The sequence below is a fragment of the Halorubrum sp. SD626R genome (assembly GCF_001261915.1).
Lineage (GTDB): Archaea > Halobacteriota > Halobacteria > Halobacteriales > Haloferacaceae > Halorubrum.
Genome location: NZ_CVRT01000147.1, coordinates 24,740 through 39,046 on the forward strand (window position 1 = coordinate 24,740; position 14,307 = coordinate 39,046).

Annotated in this window: 16 protein-coding genes; 11 read left to right on the forward strand and 5 right to left on the reverse strand. The window is 71.3% G+C overall.

The window, feature by feature from the left end; all coding sequences use genetic code 11:
• Positions 1 to 8 precede the first annotated feature (8 nt).
• Positions 9 to 1,205 carry a multicopper oxidase domain-containing protein gene (locus SD626R_RS14350; protein WP_092567013.1) on the reverse strand — a complete coding sequence of 399 codons (1,197 nt, stop codon included), beginning with the start codon at positions 1,203 to 1,205 and terminating at the stop codon, positions 9 to 11.
• Between the two features lie 153 nt (positions 1,206 to 1,358).
• Between SD626R_RS14350 and SD626R_RS14355 the strand changes: the two genes are divergently transcribed.
• On the forward strand, positions 1,359 to 1,955 hold the full coding sequence (locus tag SD626R_RS14355; RefSeq protein WP_092567014.1) for a YfcE family phosphodiesterase: 597 nt from the start codon (positions 1,359 to 1,361) through the stop codon (positions 1,953 to 1,955).
• 165 nt (positions 1,956 to 2,120) lie between these two features.
• Here SD626R_RS14355 and SD626R_RS14360 read toward each other — a convergent pair whose 3' ends face one another.
• Together SD626R_RS14360 and SD626R_RS14365 are read right to left on the reverse strand one after the other, a co-directional pair.
• Positions 2,121 to 3,761: a sensor histidine kinase gene (locus tag SD626R_RS14360; protein WP_092567015.1), complete on the reverse strand. Its 1,641-nt coding sequence runs from the start codon at positions 3,759 to 3,761 to the stop codon at positions 2,121 to 2,123.
• Position 3,762: 1 nt separating this feature from the next.
• Positions 3,763 to 4,512 carry a DUF5806 family protein gene (locus tag SD626R_RS14365; RefSeq protein ID WP_092567016.1) on the reverse strand — a complete coding sequence of 250 codons (750 nt, stop codon included), beginning with the start codon at positions 4,510 to 4,512 and terminating at the stop codon, positions 3,763 to 3,765.
• A gap of 121 nt (positions 4,513 to 4,633) precedes the next feature.
• Here SD626R_RS14365 and SD626R_RS14370 point away from each other — a divergent pair, with 121 nt between their 5' ends.
• The 5 genes from SD626R_RS14370 (at position 4,634) to SD626R_RS17340 (ending at position 7,487) form a co-directional block, all read left to right on the forward strand.
• A complete protein-coding gene (locus SD626R_RS14370; protein ID WP_092567017.1) occupies positions 4,634 to 5,002 on the forward strand; it encodes a universal stress protein in 369 nt (122 codons plus the stop codon).
• Positions 4,999 to 5,610, forward strand: coding sequence for a GNAT family N-acetyltransferase (locus SD626R_RS14375; protein WP_092567018.1), 612 nt, complete (start codon positions 4,999 to 5,001; stop codon positions 5,608 to 5,610). The genes SD626R_RS14370 and SD626R_RS14375 overlap by 4 nt, the downstream gene beginning before the upstream one ends.
• 65 nt (positions 5,611 to 5,675) lie before the next feature.
• The gene (locus SD626R_RS14380) at positions 5,676 to 6,299 is read left to right on the forward strand and encodes an adenylate kinase (RefSeq protein ID WP_092567019.1); all 624 of its coding nucleotides are present in this window, start codon (positions 5,676 to 5,678) and stop codon (positions 6,297 to 6,299) included.
• Between the two features lie 98 nt (positions 6,300 to 6,397).
• Positions 6,398 to 7,309, forward strand: a complete 912-nt coding sequence (locus tag SD626R_RS14385) for a DUF106 domain-containing protein (RefSeq protein ID WP_092567020.1) — start codon at positions 6,398 to 6,400, stop codon at positions 7,307 to 7,309.
• 43 nt (positions 7,310 to 7,352) lie between these two features.
• On the forward strand, positions 7,353 to 7,487 hold the full coding sequence (locus tag SD626R_RS17340) for a hypothetical protein (RefSeq protein ID WP_255310197.1): 135 nt from the start codon (positions 7,353 to 7,355) through the stop codon (positions 7,485 to 7,487).
• Positions 7,488 to 7,529: 42 nt separating this feature from the next.
• On the opposite strand, the gene SD626R_RS14390 is transcribed toward SD626R_RS17340, so the two are convergent.
• Entirely contained in the window at positions 7,530 to 8,852 is a 1,323-nt protein-coding gene (locus SD626R_RS14390; protein ID WP_092567021.1) for a carboxylate--amine ligase, read from the reverse strand.
• A gap of 104 nt (positions 8,853 to 8,956) precedes the next feature.
• Between SD626R_RS14390 and SD626R_RS14395 the strand changes: the two genes are divergently transcribed.
• Both SD626R_RS14395 and SD626R_RS14400 read left to right on the forward strand, forming a co-directional pair.
• Positions 8,957 to 9,463 (forward strand): DUF5813 family protein, encoded by a 507-nt coding sequence (locus SD626R_RS14395; RefSeq protein WP_092567022.1) that lies wholly within the window; start codon positions 8,957 to 8,959, stop codon positions 9,461 to 9,463.
• Between the two features lie 84 nt (positions 9,464 to 9,547).
• Positions 9,548 to 9,871 (forward strand): DUF7991 family protein, encoded by a 324-nt coding sequence (locus SD626R_RS14400; protein WP_092567023.1) that lies wholly within the window; start codon positions 9,548 to 9,550, stop codon positions 9,869 to 9,871.
• A 36-nt stretch (positions 9,872 to 9,907) separates the two neighbouring features.
• Here the strand turns inward: SD626R_RS14400 and tmk are convergent, their stop codons facing one another.
• Positions 9,908 to 10,507 carry a dTMP kinase gene (tmk, locus tag SD626R_RS14405; RefSeq protein WP_092567024.1) on the reverse strand — a complete coding sequence of 200 codons (600 nt, stop codon included), beginning with the start codon at positions 10,505 to 10,507 and terminating at the stop codon, positions 9,908 to 9,910.
• A gap of 158 nt (positions 10,508 to 10,665) precedes the next feature.
• Here tmk and SD626R_RS14410 point away from each other — a divergent pair, with 158 nt between their 5' ends.
• The 3 genes from SD626R_RS14410 to SD626R_RS14420 all read left to right on the forward strand — a co-directional run bounded on the left by SD626R_RS14410 (position 10,666) and on the right by SD626R_RS14420 (position 14,104).
• Positions 10,666 to 12,093, forward strand: a complete 1,428-nt coding sequence (locus SD626R_RS14410; protein WP_092567025.1) for a hemolysin family protein — start codon at positions 10,666 to 10,668, stop codon at positions 12,091 to 12,093.
• A gap of 86 nt (positions 12,094 to 12,179) precedes the next feature.
• The gene (locus tag SD626R_RS14415; protein ID WP_092567026.1) at positions 12,180 to 13,046 is read left to right on the forward strand and encodes a universal stress protein; all 867 of its coding nucleotides are present in this window, start codon (positions 12,180 to 12,182) and stop codon (positions 13,044 to 13,046) included.
• 161 nt (positions 13,047 to 13,207) lie between these two features.
• On the forward strand, positions 13,208 to 14,104 hold the full coding sequence (locus SD626R_RS14420) for a complex I NDUFA9 subunit family protein (protein ID WP_092567027.1): 897 nt from the start codon (positions 13,208 to 13,210) through the stop codon (positions 14,102 to 14,104).
• Positions 14,105 to 14,307: the final 203 nt, after the last annotated feature.

Below are 14,307 nucleotides of genomic sequence, written 5' to 3' on the forward strand. Positions count from 1 at the left end.
CGCTCCCGTCAGGCCTCGTAGCCGGCCAGGTCCATCACGGACGCGAACTGCTCGGAATCCATGACGCTCTCGTAGACCATCCCGCCGATCATCCCGCCGGGGTAGGTGTCGCCGTTCATCGCGTGGTTTACCTTGTGGCAGTGGAGCGCGTAGACGCCGGGGTCGGCGCTCGCGGTGAACTCGATCGTCTTCCGCTCGGCGGGCGCGATGGGGACCACGTCCTCGCGGTGCCGGGCGGCCTCGGGGATGACGCCGCCGTCCTTCTCGACGACGGTGAACCCGTGGTTGTGCGTGTGCATCGCGTGCGACTCGTAGCCGGCGTTGACGTAGTGGATCCGCACCGAGTCGCCCTCCTCGACGATCAGCGGCGACCCCTGTTCGGGGTGGAAGGTGTACGGCGCGGAGCGGCCGTTCACGGTGAACGCGTCGGGGTTGCGGTCGCGGTGGCTGAAGGAGACGTCGCCGCCGGCCATCGAGGCGGACAGGCGGGTGTCCCAGTCTTTGATCGTCATGAACGCCTCCTTGTCGGGCGCCTCGTACCCCTCCGGGTCGACGCGGAGGATCCCGAACATCCCCATGTCGAGGTGGTTCTGCGTCTGGTAGTGACAGTGGTAGAGGTGGGTGCCCGGCTGGTTCGCGGTGATCTCGTAGGTGTGTTCCTCCCCGGGGGCGACCTGCTGACCGGTCGTGGTCGGGACGCCGTCGTCCATCCAGTCCTTGCTGAGCCCGTGGACGTGGAACGTGTGCGGGCGGTTGTGCTCGGAGTTATCGTAGGTGATCTCCAGGTCGGTCCCCTCGGTCACCCGGAGCAGGGGGCCGGGGATGCTCGGGTCCGTGTCCGGCGTCTGCCACGCCCACACCTCGGGGAGCTCCCACGGGCCGCCCTGCGACTCCTCGCCGAGCAACTGGTGACGACACGCGGTCGTCGACACCGTGATCTGGCCGTCGCGCTCGTCGAGGTCGATCGTCGTCCGCGGGGTCGTGTACGGGTGGTCCGTCTCCACGCCGGTGGAATCGCTGCCGGCCCACTCCTCGACCTGCTGGGCCGCCGCCCCGCCGCCGGCCGCGTTCTCCGCGCCCCCGGCGCTGTCGGCGCGGGGCGCGCCACAGCCCGCGAGCCCGACCGTCCCGAGCGCCGCGGCCGCCGAGAGGAACCCGCGTCTGGAACCGGTGCGCCGACCCGTGCCGTCGTCTTCTCTCGCCATGTCCGAACATGAACGGTGAATCTGGTTAAGAAGGGGAGCGGATCCACGGATCGTGAGAACGCGGTCCCCGGCCGGTTCGTTTATATATCGACGAGCACCCGAGACGCGCCGGCCGAGGTTTATTATCCCGGGACGCAAGTGTCGACGCGACCAATGCGGATCGGTATCGTCTCCGACACCCACGACGACCTCGCCGCCGTCGAGGCGGCCGTAGCGCTGTTCGACCGCGAGGGCGTCGACGCCGTCGTCCACTGCGGCGACTTCGTCGCGCCCTTCTCCGTGACCCCGTTCGACGTCGGCGGCGGCGACTCCGACATCGGTGACGGCGACGCCGACGACCCCGACGCCGGCGTCGATTTCTACGCCGTCCGCGGGAACAACGACGGGGAGTGGGCGGTGGAGTCGACCGTCGAGGCGTTCGGCACCTACCTCGGCGAGGCCGGAACGCTCTCGTTCGACGGCGGGTACGGCGACGGGAACGCGGCCGCCGTCGACGTCGCGGTCACCCACGGGACGAGCGGCGTCGTCGTCGACGCCCTCGTCGACTGCGGCGACTACGACTACGTGTTCCACGGCCACACCCACGCGCACGCCGCCGAGGAGCGCGACGGCACAGTTCGGGTGAACCCCGGCGGACTGCCCATCCCGGTCGACGGCGCGGACGACGTCTTCCGCGTCGCGACGCTCGACGTCGAGGCCGACGGCGCGACCGGCGCCGACGCGGTGACGCACCACGAGCTCGAATTATAGCGATCGGGTCGTCCCACCGCAACGGAGTGGGCGACAGACAGAGACGCGTTTGTGTCACCGGTCAGAGCCGGATCGAGGTCGGGCTTCCGAGCGCCGACCGCGGCCCCGACGTCGACGCGGTGGTCGACGGGAGCGGCGTCTCTCCTCCTTCGAGGGGATCTGAGGTCAGTCCTCCCCGTCGTCGATGTCGGCGGCCTCGGCCGCGTCACCGGTGCCGGAGACGTCGGCGGTGCCGTCGGTATCGGCCCCCTCGACCGCCTCGACCTCGGAGGAATCGACCGTCTCGATCCCGCGGAACTCGAAGCGCGCGCCGCCGCTCTCGGCGTCGACGAGCTCGACCGACCAGCCGTGCGCGTCGGCCACCTCCGCGACGATTTTGAGCCCGAACCCGGTCCCGTCGGGGTCGGTCGACACGCCCGCGTCGAACGCCTGGTCGCGCACCTCGGCGGGGACTCCCGGCCCGTCGTCGGCGACGTAGAAGCCGGGGTCGCCCGCCGCGTCGTCCAGCGGTCCGACCTCGACGCGGACGTCCGCGCCGACGTGGGCGACCGCGTTGGCGAACAGGTTCTCCAGGGCCTGCTGGAGCCGGCTCCGATCGGCGCGCAACGCGAGGTCGCCGACGACGGCCAGTTCCGCGCGCTCGGTGTCGACGTTCCCCCAGCACTCCTCGGCCAGCGCCGAGAGCGACACCGCCTCGGTCTCGTCGATCGCGGTGCCCTGCTTCGCGAGGGCGAGCATGTCCTCGACGAGCGCCTCCATCCGGTCGAGCGAGCGGGCCACGGCGTCGATTTCGGGGATTTCGCCGTGGTCCTCTCGGAGCCGCTCCCGGACTAGGTCGAGGTTGCCCGCCGCGACGTTGAGCGGGCTCCGGAGGTCGTGCGAGACGAGGCTCGCGAACTCCTCCAGCCGGTCGCGCTCGCGGGCGACCTCGTCCTCGCGGGCCCGGAGCTGGCGCTCCCGCTCGATCCGGACGAGCACCATCGTCACCGTCGCGGCCCAGATCCGCGCGACCGCGAGGTCGGAGTCGTCGAACGCGTCGGGCTCCGTCGCGCCGACGTTGATGATCCCGTACCGGCCGAGCGGGAGCACGAGCTCGCTCCGGATCGGCGAGTCGGGGTTGTACCGGTCCGGGTCCGTCCGGATGTCGGCGACGTACTCCGGCTTCCCGGACTCGAACACCTGCCAGGAGATGCTCCGGTCGTCGGCCGCGAAGACCGGGTGGTCGCCCACGACCTCGTCGGCCGCGTCGGTCCACACGTGGGGGTCGAGGGCGTCCCGCTCCTCGTCGTACAGCCAGATCCCCGCGATCGGGTGGCCGAGCACCTCCTCGACGTACTCGACCGCCGCCGCCGCGGCGACCTCCCGGTCGGTCGTCTTCAGCAGGTCCTGCGTCGCCTCGTGGAGCGCCTCCAGCGTCTGCGTCCGGCGGTGCAGCTCCGCCTGCTCGGCGCGCTCCTCCCGCACGTCGACGAGCGTGACGACGAGGTACGTCTCGCCGGCCTTCTCGAACGGCCCGAGACTGAGCGTCACGGGGAGTTCCGCACCGTCCGCGCGGCGGGCGCACAGGTCGAGGCTCGCGGACATCGACCGGGGCTCCGGGTCGACGACGTACCGATGGAGCTCCCGGCCGGCGGCGCCGTCACCGGGATCGAACAGCAGCGTCTCGAACTCTCTCCCCTCTATGTCGTCGGGGGCGTACCCGAGCACCGACTCGGCCCGTTCGTTCGCCGCCCGGACGACCCCCTCGGCGTCGACGATCAGCACCGCGTCCGGGATGCCGTCGAGGGCCTCCGGGAACCGGTCCATCTCAGTCCTCTGCCGGCTCGTGGAGGTGGCCGCACTCGGGGCACCGGACCTCCTCGCCGCGGAGGTCGGCCGAGGAGGCGCGCACCTCGCGCATCACCTCGCTAATCCTGTCCTCGGCCTCCAGCTCGTCGGCGACCGCGAGGTCGACGCCCTCGACCTCCAGGAGGAACTTCGCGACCTCCGTCACCTCGTACATCATCTCGTCGAGGTCCTCGGCGGTGAAGAAGCCGGACATCGCCCCGTAGAGGAACGTCGCGCCCGCCTTCGTCACCTTCTCCTCAAAGGAGTAGCGCGCCTGGTTGACGGCCTGCGGCGTGTACGTGTCCGTCATGAAGGGGACGAGTTCCGGGAGGTTCTCGCCGATCTTCGTCATCTCGACGCCCGTCTCGGTGCGGAAGTCGGCGCAGAGCCGCGCGATGGCCCACTCCCGCGCCGTGATGTACGTCCGATCGCGGAGGAAGTCGTTGACGCGCTCGTAGCGGGCGCCGTCCATCTTCTTGAAGCGCTCGTACTTGCGGACCTCCGGGGGGACGTCGCCGGCGTCCGCCGCGTCGTCGGTATCGGTCGCGTCGTCGTTGTCAGTCGCGGCGCTGCCGACGCTGTCGCCGTCCTCCGCGTCGGCACCGGCGCCGCTCGACGGGGATGCCTCGTCGCGGGACCCCGGAGCCCCCGCGTCGCCGGCCGGCTGCTCGCGGTCGGGGTCCGATCCCCCGTCGGCGTCGTCCGACGCGGGACCGGGCTGGTCGTTCATGTCGGTACCAACCTCGCGCCCGAACAAAAGGGTTGTCGCTGCGGTCGGCGGGACCGACCGCGTGACGCCGGCCGGACCACGGGGAGATCCACTTTTGTACCGCCGTGCAGACACGGCTCGTATGAAGGTGCTCTGCGGGATCGGCGGCAGCGACGACTCGTTTCGCGCGCTCGACCGGACCGTCGAACGGGCGGCGGTCGCGAACGACGACCTGACCGTGGCGGTGGTCGACAACGAGGACTCCTCGGTCGCCCCGGACGAGGTCTTGGAACGCGCCCGCGAGGCGGTCGCCGACGCGGGGATCGACGCCGAGGTCAGGCGTGTCGAGGGCGACCCCGGGAGCCGGCTGATAGAGATCGCCGAGCGGGAGGCGTTCGAGGAGATCGTCCTCGGCGGCGGACACACGAGCCCGATGGGGAAGATCACGATCGGATCGATCGCCGAGTTCGTCCTGTTGAACGCCAAGACGACGGTCACGCTGGTCAGATGAGCGACCGACGCTACCCGGACGCCGTCGCCGACGCGTTCCCGATCCCCCCCACCGAGTTCACCGACCGGGAGGGCCGGACCGTCGAGATCCGACCGTACGACGGCGGCAACGCGGCCTACGAGTCGCTCGTCGGGATGTACGACGACTTCGATCCGTCCGACCGCGCGCAGGGGATCCCGCCGGGCGGGGAGAAGCGCATCCGCGAGTGGCTGGACGCGATCCTCGGCGGCGACTGCTACAACGTGATCGCGTGGTGCGGGGACGAGGTCGCCGGGCACGCGACGCTGGTGCCCGACGGCGACGCCTACGAGCTGGCGATCTTCGTCCATCAGGAGTACCAGCGCGCCGGGATCGGCACTCACCTCATCCGCGGGCTGCTCGGTCACGGGCAGGCGGAGGGGGTCGAGAAGGTGTGGCTCACCGTCGAGCGATGGAACCGCGCGGCCGTCTCGCTGTACAAGAAGATCGGCTTCGAGACCTCCGACGCCGAGAGCTTCGAGCTGGAGATGGGGCTCCGACTGAACGCGGACGCGGGCGGCGAGGAGGGGAGCGAGGGCGAAGCCGGCGAGATCGGCGGGGACGACGACGGCGAGAGCGACAGGGAGTGAGGAGCCGACGCCCTTCGCTCGCCGGGATCTTCAAGCCTTTACGTGCGGCGGGCGAGCGCTCCGGTATGGGTCACCGAATTCTTCTGTTGGGGGCGCCCGGCGCCGGGAAGGGGACGCAGAGCGCGAAGCTCGCGGACGAGTACGGCGTCGAGCACGTCACGACGGGCGACGCGCTCCGCGCGAACAAGGACATGGAGACGGAGTACGGCACGCCGCGCTCGTTCATGGAGGCGGGCGAGCTCGTCCCCGACCCGGTCGTCAACGAGATCGTCCGGGCCGCGCTCGACGACGCCGACGGGTTCGTCCTCGACGGCTACCCGCGCAACCTCGACCAGGCCGAGTACCTCTCGGAGATCACCGACCTCGACGCCGTCGTCCTCCTCGACGTCGACGAGGAGGTGCTCGTCGACCGGCTCACCGGCCGCCGGGTGTGCGACGACTGCGGCGCCAACTACCACGTCGACTTCCAACCCCCCGAGGAGGCGGGCGTCTGTGACGACTGCGGCGGCGAGCTGATCCAGCGCGAGGACGACACCGAGGAGACCGCCCGCGAGCGCCTCCAGGTGTTCTACGACAACACCAAGCCCGTGGTCGACCACTTCCGCGACGAGGGCGTCCTCGTCGAGGTCGACGGCGAGGCGACGCCGGACGAGGTCTTCGGCCGGATCCGCGACGTCGTCGAGACGTAGGGGCGCGGCTCTCGCCGCAGGAGGTCGCGCCTCGTCGGCGGCGATCCGCGCCGCCGATCCTACAAGGTTCTTAACCGTCGGCCGCCAACCGTCCGATAATGAGCAAGGTCGAACGGAGAGTCCGCTCGCTCGTCAGCGAGGACGGCGAGATGCGGGACGCCCTAGAGGTCGTCCTGGACCGCGCCACCGACGGCGAGGTCCAGTGGGTCGACGTCCGCGACGAGATCACCAGCGGCCAGTGGGGCCGCCTCATCGAGAAGGAGATCCTCGTCGACGACGGCGAGTCCGGCTTCGCGCTCGCCGACCCCGACGAGATCGAGGCGGGCATGAGCGAGGACGGCGGGAGCGGCGGAAGCGACGTCGAGACCCCGGAGACGACCTCGTGGACGAAGTGGGACAAGGTCGCCGCCGTCGCGACCCTCGGCGCCTTCGTCGGCTACGCCGTCGGCCCCGTCCGGGACGCGATCGCGGGCACGATCGACGTCGTCCTCGGGCCCCTGCTGAACGTCGTCCCCTTCTACGTCGTCATCATGGTGATCGCGCTCGGGACCGGGCTGTACTCCACGCTGCTGCGCGCGGGGCTCATGGACATGGAGAAGATGAGCCAGTACCAGGACCGGATGCAGGACATTCAAGAGCGCCGCAAGGAGGCGAAGGAGCGCGACGACGACGACGCGCTCGACGCCATCCAGGAGGAGCAGATGGACGCGATGGGCGACCAGCTCGGGATGTTCAAAGAGCAGTTCCGCCCGATGGTGTGGATCATGTTCCTCACCATCCCGGCGTTCCTCTGGATGTTCTGGGTGATCGGCTACCGCGGCTCGACCGCCGAGTACGAGATGGTCGCCCAGCAGGCGATCGTCGTGCCGCTCGCCGGCGAGGTCACCTGGGACACGGGGATCGTCGGCCCGATCCAGGTGTGGATCCTCTGGTACTTCCTCTGCTCGATGGCGTTCACCCAGCTCGTCCAGAAGAGCCTCAACATCCAGATGTCGCCGTCGTCGTCGTAAGTCGCGCCGTCCCGGCGGAGGCCCGTTTAAATCGGTCGCATAATTGAGCGTTCGATACAGGAGCCACGGCTCGGTAAGCGATCACGTGCAGGGGGCCGACCGCTTCATGCTCTACGCGCTGCTGCTGCTCGCCGCATCGCTACTGCTCGGGCTGATCCTCCCGCTGGTGGTCGGGTGAGCCGGCCGGGCGCCGCCCGGGGCGATCAGCGCCGCCGACCCGTCAACAGGAGCAGTAGTACTCCCGGTCGACGAACTCGGTCTCGAACAGCTTCGCGGCCGGGCCGGGGTCGGAGGGGCGATAGACCCCGGTCGTCAGGTCGCCCTCGCGCTCGAAGCCGCCGGAGACGAGCCGCCGCCAGTCGGCGGCCGACAACTGGTCCCAGAAGGCGTCGTCGCCCGCGAGCAGCGAGAGGTAGTCGCGGAGGGAGACCCACCGCGTCGGCTCGATCCCGGGCGACTCGTAGCCGGCGTCGGTGACCGCGGCGTAGGCCGCCATCGGGAGGTTCGCCCCCGCGGCGACCGGCATGGAGATCCACTTCCACGGGCGGGTGTTGACGTCGAGCAGGAGGAACTCCTCGCGGGCGGCGTCGTAGACGAACTCCGACTCGCTGATCCCGTGGTAGCCGGCGTCGTCGAGCACCGCGAGCGCGCGCTCCTCGATCGCCGCCTCGTCGGCCGTCTCGACCAGACAGGAGGTGCCGAACTGCTGCGGGTACCGGACCGCCGCGTTGCCGACGACGCCGAGCGCGTCGTCGGTCCCCGAGGGCGGCACGTACGACGCGAGCGAGTGGTCGCGCCCGGTCGCGATCTCGACGCGCTTCTGCGCCATCACGGCGATCCCGGCGTTGGAGGCGGCCGCGACGACGTCCTCGAACTCACCGCGGTCGGCGACCTCGATCACGTTGGTGCCGAACGCCTCCTCGAAGTCGCGCTTGAGCTCGGGTTTCACCACCAGCGGGAAGCCGAGCGCCTCGACGGCCCCGTCGAGCGTCGCGTCGGGCTCCCGCGTCGCCGCCTCGGCGGTCTCCGCCAGCCGATACGTCTCGGGGTACGGCACGCCGAGCGCCTCGCAGGTCGCGTACAGCTCTGACTTGTTCAACACGTCGTCGAGCGTGTCGATCCCGGCGAAGGGGAGCCGGACGCCGTCGGGGTCGGCCTCGGCGTACGCCAGCGCCCACTCGTCCATGCAGCCGAACGCGACCGCCTCGGTGCCCGCGGCGTCGACGACCGCCTCCACGTCGTCGCGGAACCCGTCGAGGTCGTCGAGGGGATAGGTGACCGCGCCCGCGAAGTCGACCGCGTCCGAGGGCGGTGCGAGGCCGTCGTGACGGACCGAGCCGCTCCCGTCGCCCGCGCCGGCCGCGTCGCCGACGCCGTCGCCGGCGCGGTCGAGCGCGATCACGGGCACGCCGTGGGCGTCGAGCGCGCGGGCGACGCCGAGTCCGGTCACGTGAGCGTTGCTGACGAGGGCCGGGGGTCGGTCGAACGAGGCGTCCGCGAGCGCGTCGATCAGCGCCTCGGTCGAGCGGAACTGCGCTGCCATACGCCGCGTTCGCCGTCCGGACACAAAGGCGCACCAGTATCGGCCCGGCGTGCCACTACCGGTGACGCAACGCGCTTTTGGTCGCGCCGCGCCTCCGTCCGGGTATGAGCGAGACAGAGCTGCCCGACCGGGTCCGCCGCGCGTTCGCGGACCACGGCTCCTTCGAACCCGCCGACGAGGCGGGCGCCTGGACCTCGGAGACGACCGCGTTCGACGGGAGCGTGCGCGCCGAGCCCGCCGCGGACGGCCGCGTCCGGTTCGCGGTGACCGTCCGGGTGCCGACGCTCTCGGCGGCGACCGCCGACGAGGTCGCCGACGTGGTCGAGGAGGGGTGGATCGAGACGTTCGAGCTCCGCGTCGTCGACGTCGGCGGCGTGACGCGCGGCGACGCCGAGTTCGACCCGGTCGTCACCGCGGGGGACGACGAGATCGCCGTCGAGTTCGAGCTGACGGATATCAACGAGCGGCGCGGGGTCGACGACGCGGGGGCGCTCATCGACTTCGTCGAGGGGACCTACGTGCAGGGCGTGATCCCCGGCTACGAGTACGTCGACCCGGTGGCCGGCCTCCTGTCGGCGGCGCGCCAGCAGGGGAACGACGGCGCGTTCTGACCGGATCCGCGAGCGACCGTTTTTACCTAGGCCGTCATGCGCGTCGGCCGATAGGGGCAAATGCCGGGAGCCCGTACCGACGGTATGCTCGCGCTGATCGGGTTCGTCAGCCTCCTCGCGCTGGTGGCGTTCCACACGCTCGTCGCCGGGGTGACGACCCGCTTCTTCCGGCTTCGCCTGTCGACGTCGTGGGGGTCGGTGGTGTACACGATCGTCTTGACGCCGATGCTCCTCCTGATCTCGACGCTCGTGTTCACCGGCGCGCTCAACGTCGGCGCCGGCGTCAACCTCGGCAGCACGACCGTCCTCTTCGGGCTGCTCGTCTTCCTCCCGGTCGTGCTCGGCGCGGCCATCGACTACCTCTACGTCCCCTCGCCGGACGAGTACGAGCTGCCGGACACGCGGTAGGAGGCGCGACTCGAACCCGACCCCGTCGGCGACGAGCTACGCGTCGACCAGGTCGGCGACGATCTCCGCGACCCGGGCCGTAACGTCCTCGGGCGGTCGCGTCGCGTCCACGCGCACGAACCGCTCCGGCTCCGCGTCGATCAGGCGCTCGTAGTTGTCCCGCACCGCCGCGAGGTAGCCGTCCCGCTCGAACTTGTTCGTGCGGCCCGCGCGCTCGGCGGCCGTGCGGGCGTCCAGGTCGAGGTATATCGTCGCGTCGGGCGGCCGCGAGAAGGGGGCGTGGACCGACTTGACGTATTCGAGGGGGTCGGTCCCGTCGAGGGCGACGTCGCTCGCGTCGAGCGTCGCGGCCTGATAGGCGAACCGGGAGTCGGAGTAGCGGTCGGAGACGACGAGGTCGCCGTCGTCGAGCGCGGGTCGGACCGTCTCGGAGAGGTGGTTCGCGTGGTCCGCGGTGTACAAGAACAGCTCCGCCAGCGGGTCGGCGTCGTCGGCCGCGATCGAGCGGGCCACCGCCTCGCCGTACCAGCTGTCGGTTGGCTCGCGGGTGAACGTCGCGTCGGGGCGGCGCTCGCGGAGCGCCTCCCAGACCGTCGTCTTCCCGCTCCCGTCGAGCCCCTCCAGCGTGATCAGCATGGTCGCGCTCGGACGCGGCGGGGAATAAACCGTCCGGGTTCGGCGGGCCCGGTCCGGATTCCGAGACCGCGAGGCGACGCGCCCCTTTTAGTGTCGGGGCGGCGAACCGCCGCCATGGTCTGCGACTCCCCCGCGCCGCGGCCGACACGGAGGCACCGATGGTAGCCGTCGCGCTCTCGGTCGCTCGGGTGGCCGGCGCGCTGGTGTTGGTCGTCCTGAACGGCTTCTTCGTCGCGTCGGAGTTCGCGTTCGTCCGCGTCCGGTCGACATCGGTCGAGGGGCTCGCCGCGGAGGGCCGCGCCGGGTCGGGGGCGCTCCAGGACGTGATGGGGAGCCTCGACGACTACCTCGCGGCGACCCAGCTCGGGATCACGCTCGCCTCGCTCGGGCTCGGCTGGATCGGGGAGCCGGCGGTGGCCGCGCTCATCGAGCCGGCGCTCGGCGCGGTGCTCCCGGAGGGGGTAGTCCACCTCGTCGCGTTCGCGATCGCGTTCAGCGTCATCACGTTCCTCCACGTGGTGTTCGGCGAGCTGGCGCCGAAGACGATCGCCATCGCGCGGGCCGAGCGCATGGCGCTGCTGCTCGCCCCGCCGATGAAGCTCTCCTACTACCTCTTCTCGCCCGGTATCGTCGTATTCAACGGGGCGGCGAACGCCTTCACGCGCGCCATCGGGGTCCCGCCGGCCTCGGAGACCGACGAGACCATGGGCGAGCGGGAGATCCGGCGCGTCCTCGCGCGCTCCGGCGAGGCCGGCCACGTCGACCCCGCCGAGGTCGACATGATCGAGGGCGTCTTCGAGCTCGACGACACCGTCGTCCGCGAGGTGATGGTGCCGCGGCCGGACGTGGTGACGCTCGCCGCCGACCGGACGCTCTCGGAGATCCGCGAGACGGTGCTGCGGGCGGGGCACACCCGCTACCCGGTCGTGGCCGACGAGGACGCCGACCGGGTGGTCGGCTTCGTCGACGTGAAGGACGTGCTGCGCGCCGGCGAGGCCGGCGACGAGTCGGCGACGGCCGCCGACCTCGCGCGGGAGCTCGTCGTCGTGCCCGAGACGACGACGGTCGGCGACCTCCTCGTCCAGTTCCGCGAGGAGCGCCGGCAGATGGCCGCCGTCGTCGACGAGTGGGGCGCCTTCGAGGGGATCGTCACCGTCGAGGACGTGACGGAGGCGCTCGTCGGCGACCTCCGCGACGAGTTCGACGACGGCCGCGGCGAGCACACGATCCGCGCCCGGGAGGGCGGCGCGTACGAGGCCGACGGCTCCGTCTCCCTCTCCGCCGTCAACGACGCCCTCGGGACAGATCTGGAGGGCAACGGCTACGACACGCTCGGCGGGCTCGTGTTGGACCGGCTCGGCCGGACGCCGGAATCGGGTGACGTCGCCGAGGCCGGCGGGCACCGCTTCGAGGTCACCGCGGTCGACGGCGCCCGGATCTCGACGGTGCGGATCGATCGGATCGGCGGCGACGGGGGCCCGGGCAACGGGGACGCGACCGACGGGAGCGCGGATAACGGGGATACGAGCGACGAGAACGCGGGCCACGGCGGCGCCGGCGACGCCGACGGGCGCGGCGGCGAGTAGGAACGGCGGGACGGCGAGAGCGAGTGGGGCGGCGGGATGCGGGATCGCGCGGACGTTTTTTACCGGTCGACCGCGACCCTCCGCCCATGTTCGACCGGATCCTGTTCCCGACCGACGGCGGCGAGGGCGCGGAGGCGACGCTCGACCACGTCCTCGACCTGGCGGCGGACCACGGCGCGACGCTCCACGTCCTCAACGTCGCCGACACGACCCACGACAGCGTCACGCGCGTGGGCCGGGACGTGGTCGACGTGCTCGAAGAGGAGGGCGAGGGCGTCGTCGACGCGGCCGCGGAGCGGGCCGCGGACCGCGGCGTCGAGACCGTCACGGCGGTGCTCCAAGGCGGCGTCGCGGAGACGATCGTCGCGTACGCGACGGAGCGCGAGGTCGATCTCGTCGCGATGCCGACGCGCGGACGGACGGGGCTCGACCGACTGCTCCTCGGGAGCACGACCGAGCGCGTCGTCCGCCGGTCGACGGTCCCGGTGCTCAGCCTCCGGCCGGACGGCGAGCCGGCGCGGTACCCGTACCGGAACGTCCTCGTGCCGACCGACGGGAGCGAACGCGCCGGGGACGCGGTCGACCGCGCCGTCGCGCTGGCGGCGCGGAGCGGCGCGACGCTTCACGCCCTCTCCGTCGTCGACGTCGGGAGCGTCGGGGCCGAGGCGTACTCGGGCACCGACGCGCTCGTGTCGGCGGCCGAGGAGGCGGTCGCCGAGGCCGCCGCCGTCGCCGAGGCGGCGGGCGTGGAGACGGTCGAGCACGTCGAGGTCGGATCGTCGGCCGTCAACGGGATCCGGGCGTACCTCGCGGACCGCGACGTCGACCTCGTCGTCATGGGCACCCGCGGGCTGACCGGCGTCGAGCGCTACCTGCTCGGGAGCGTCGCGGAGCGCACGGTCCGGACCTCGCCGGTCCCGGTGTTGACCGTGCCGGGCGACGGATCGGAGTGAGAGCGGAGGCGGATCCGGCGGGAGGACGGTCGCCCCGTCGATCGATGCCGGTCACCGCGGTCGACCGAGGCCGGCCGCCCGTTCGAAACCGCGGCACCGCTCCGCTCGGTGGCGTCTGACGCCGCGGTAGGTTTACGGGGGTTCCTCGCGATAGGCCGTGCATGAAGGTATTGGTAGCGGGCGGGACCGGGTTCATCGGGTCGTACCTCTGTCGCGCGCTCGCCGACGGGGGCCACGACGTGACGGCCCTCTCCCGTTCCGGGGGAGAGACGCCGGACGGCGTCGATGTCGCGACGGGCGACGTCACGGACTACGACTCGATCGCCGGGGCCGTCGAGGGGCAGGACGCCGTGGTGAACCTCGTCGCGCTCTCGCCGCTGTTCGAGCCGAAGGGCGGCAACGTGATGCACGACCGGATCCACCGCGGCGGCACGGAGAACCTCGTCGAGGCCGCCGCGGCGGCCGGCGTCGAGGGGTTCCTCCAGCTGAGCGCGCTCGGGGCCGACCCCCGCGGCGACACGGCGTACATCCGCGCGAAGGGGCAGGCGGAGGAGATCGTCCGCGAGAGCGGCCTCGACTGGACGATCTTCCGGCCCTCGGTCGTCTTCGGCGAGGGCGGGGAGTTCGTCTCCTTCACGAAGCGGCTGAAGGGGATGTTCGCGCCCGGCGTCCCGCTGTACCCGCTGCCCGGCGGCGGGAAGACCCGGTTCCAGCCGATCCACGTCGAGGACCTCGTCCCGATGCTGGTGGCGGCGCTGGAGGGCGACGAGCACGTCGGCGAGACCTACGAGATCGGCGGCCCGGAGACGCTGACGCTCCGACAGGTGACCGACCTCGTCTACGAGGCCGAGCGGAAGGGCGTCACCATCGTCCCGCTGCCGATGCCGCTCGCCCGGATCGGACTGACGGTGCTCGGCGCCGTCCCCGGCTTCCCGATGGGGCCCGACCAGTACCGGTCGTTACAGTTCGATAACACGACGGCCGACAACGACGTCGCCGCGTTCGGTGTCGATCCGGACGGGCTGACCACGCTCGGCGCGCATCTGGGGGTCCAGTGATGCGGTCGATCGGAGGACGGGGCGGCGGTTCGGCGGTCCGGTCGGGGAGCGCGTCGTCGTTCGTGTCACTCAGTCGAGTATCAGCGATGGTAACGGCAACCGAAGGATTAAGTATGCCATCACGTTCTGTTCATTTCAAAGGCGGAGGGAGCACACGATGAAACTTGCAATGATCGGATTCGGACAGGCGGGGGGGAAAGTCG

Bases quoted from the DNA above. Each gene is read 5' to 3' on its own strand.
- SD626R_RS14350 (WP_092567013.1), bottom strand. From the start codon at position 1,205: ATGGCGAGAGAAGACGACGGCACGGGTCGGCGCACCGGTTCCAGACGC.
- SD626R_RS14355 (WP_092567014.1), top strand. From the start codon at position 1,359: ATGCGGATCGGTATCGTCTCCGACACCCACGACGACCTCGCCGCCGTC.
- SD626R_RS14360 (WP_092567015.1), bottom strand. From the start codon at position 3,761: ATGGACCGGTTCCCGGAGGCCCTCGACGGCATCCCGGACGCGGTGCTG.
- SD626R_RS14365 (WP_092567016.1), bottom strand. From the start codon at position 4,512: ATGAACGACCAGCCCGGTCCCGCGTCGGACGACGCCGACGGGGGATCG.
- SD626R_RS14370 (WP_092567017.1), top strand. From the start codon at position 4,634: ATGAAGGTGCTCTGCGGGATCGGCGGCAGCGACGACTCGTTTCGCGCG.
- SD626R_RS14375 (WP_092567018.1), top strand. From the start codon at position 4,999: ATGAGCGACCGACGCTACCCGGACGCCGTCGCCGACGCGTTCCCGATC.
- SD626R_RS14380 (WP_092567019.1), top strand. From the start codon at position 5,676: ATGGGTCACCGAATTCTTCTGTTGGGGGCGCCCGGCGCCGGGAAGGGG.
- SD626R_RS14385 (WP_092567020.1), top strand. From the start codon at position 6,398: ATGAGCAAGGTCGAACGGAGAGTCCGCTCGCTCGTCAGCGAGGACGGC.
- SD626R_RS14390 (WP_092567021.1), bottom strand. From the start codon at position 8,852: ATGGCAGCGCAGTTCCGCTCGACCGAGGCGCTGATCGACGCGCTCGCG.
- SD626R_RS14395 (WP_092567022.1), top strand. From the start codon at position 8,957: ATGAGCGAGACAGAGCTGCCCGACCGGGTCCGCCGCGCGTTCGCGGAC.
- SD626R_RS14400 (WP_092567023.1), top strand. From the start codon at position 9,548: ATGCTCGCGCTGATCGGGTTCGTCAGCCTCCTCGCGCTGGTGGCGTTC.
- tmk (WP_092567024.1), bottom strand. From the start codon at position 10,507: ATGCTGATCACGCTGGAGGGGCTCGACGGGAGCGGGAAGACGACGGTC.
- SD626R_RS14410 (WP_092567025.1), top strand. From the start codon at position 10,666: ATGGTAGCCGTCGCGCTCTCGGTCGCTCGGGTGGCCGGCGCGCTGGTG.
- SD626R_RS14415 (WP_092567026.1), top strand. From the start codon at position 12,180: ATGTTCGACCGGATCCTGTTCCCGACCGACGGCGGCGAGGGCGCGGAG.
- SD626R_RS14420 (WP_092567027.1), top strand. From the start codon at position 13,208: ATGAAGGTATTGGTAGCGGGCGGGACCGGGTTCATCGGGTCGTACCTC.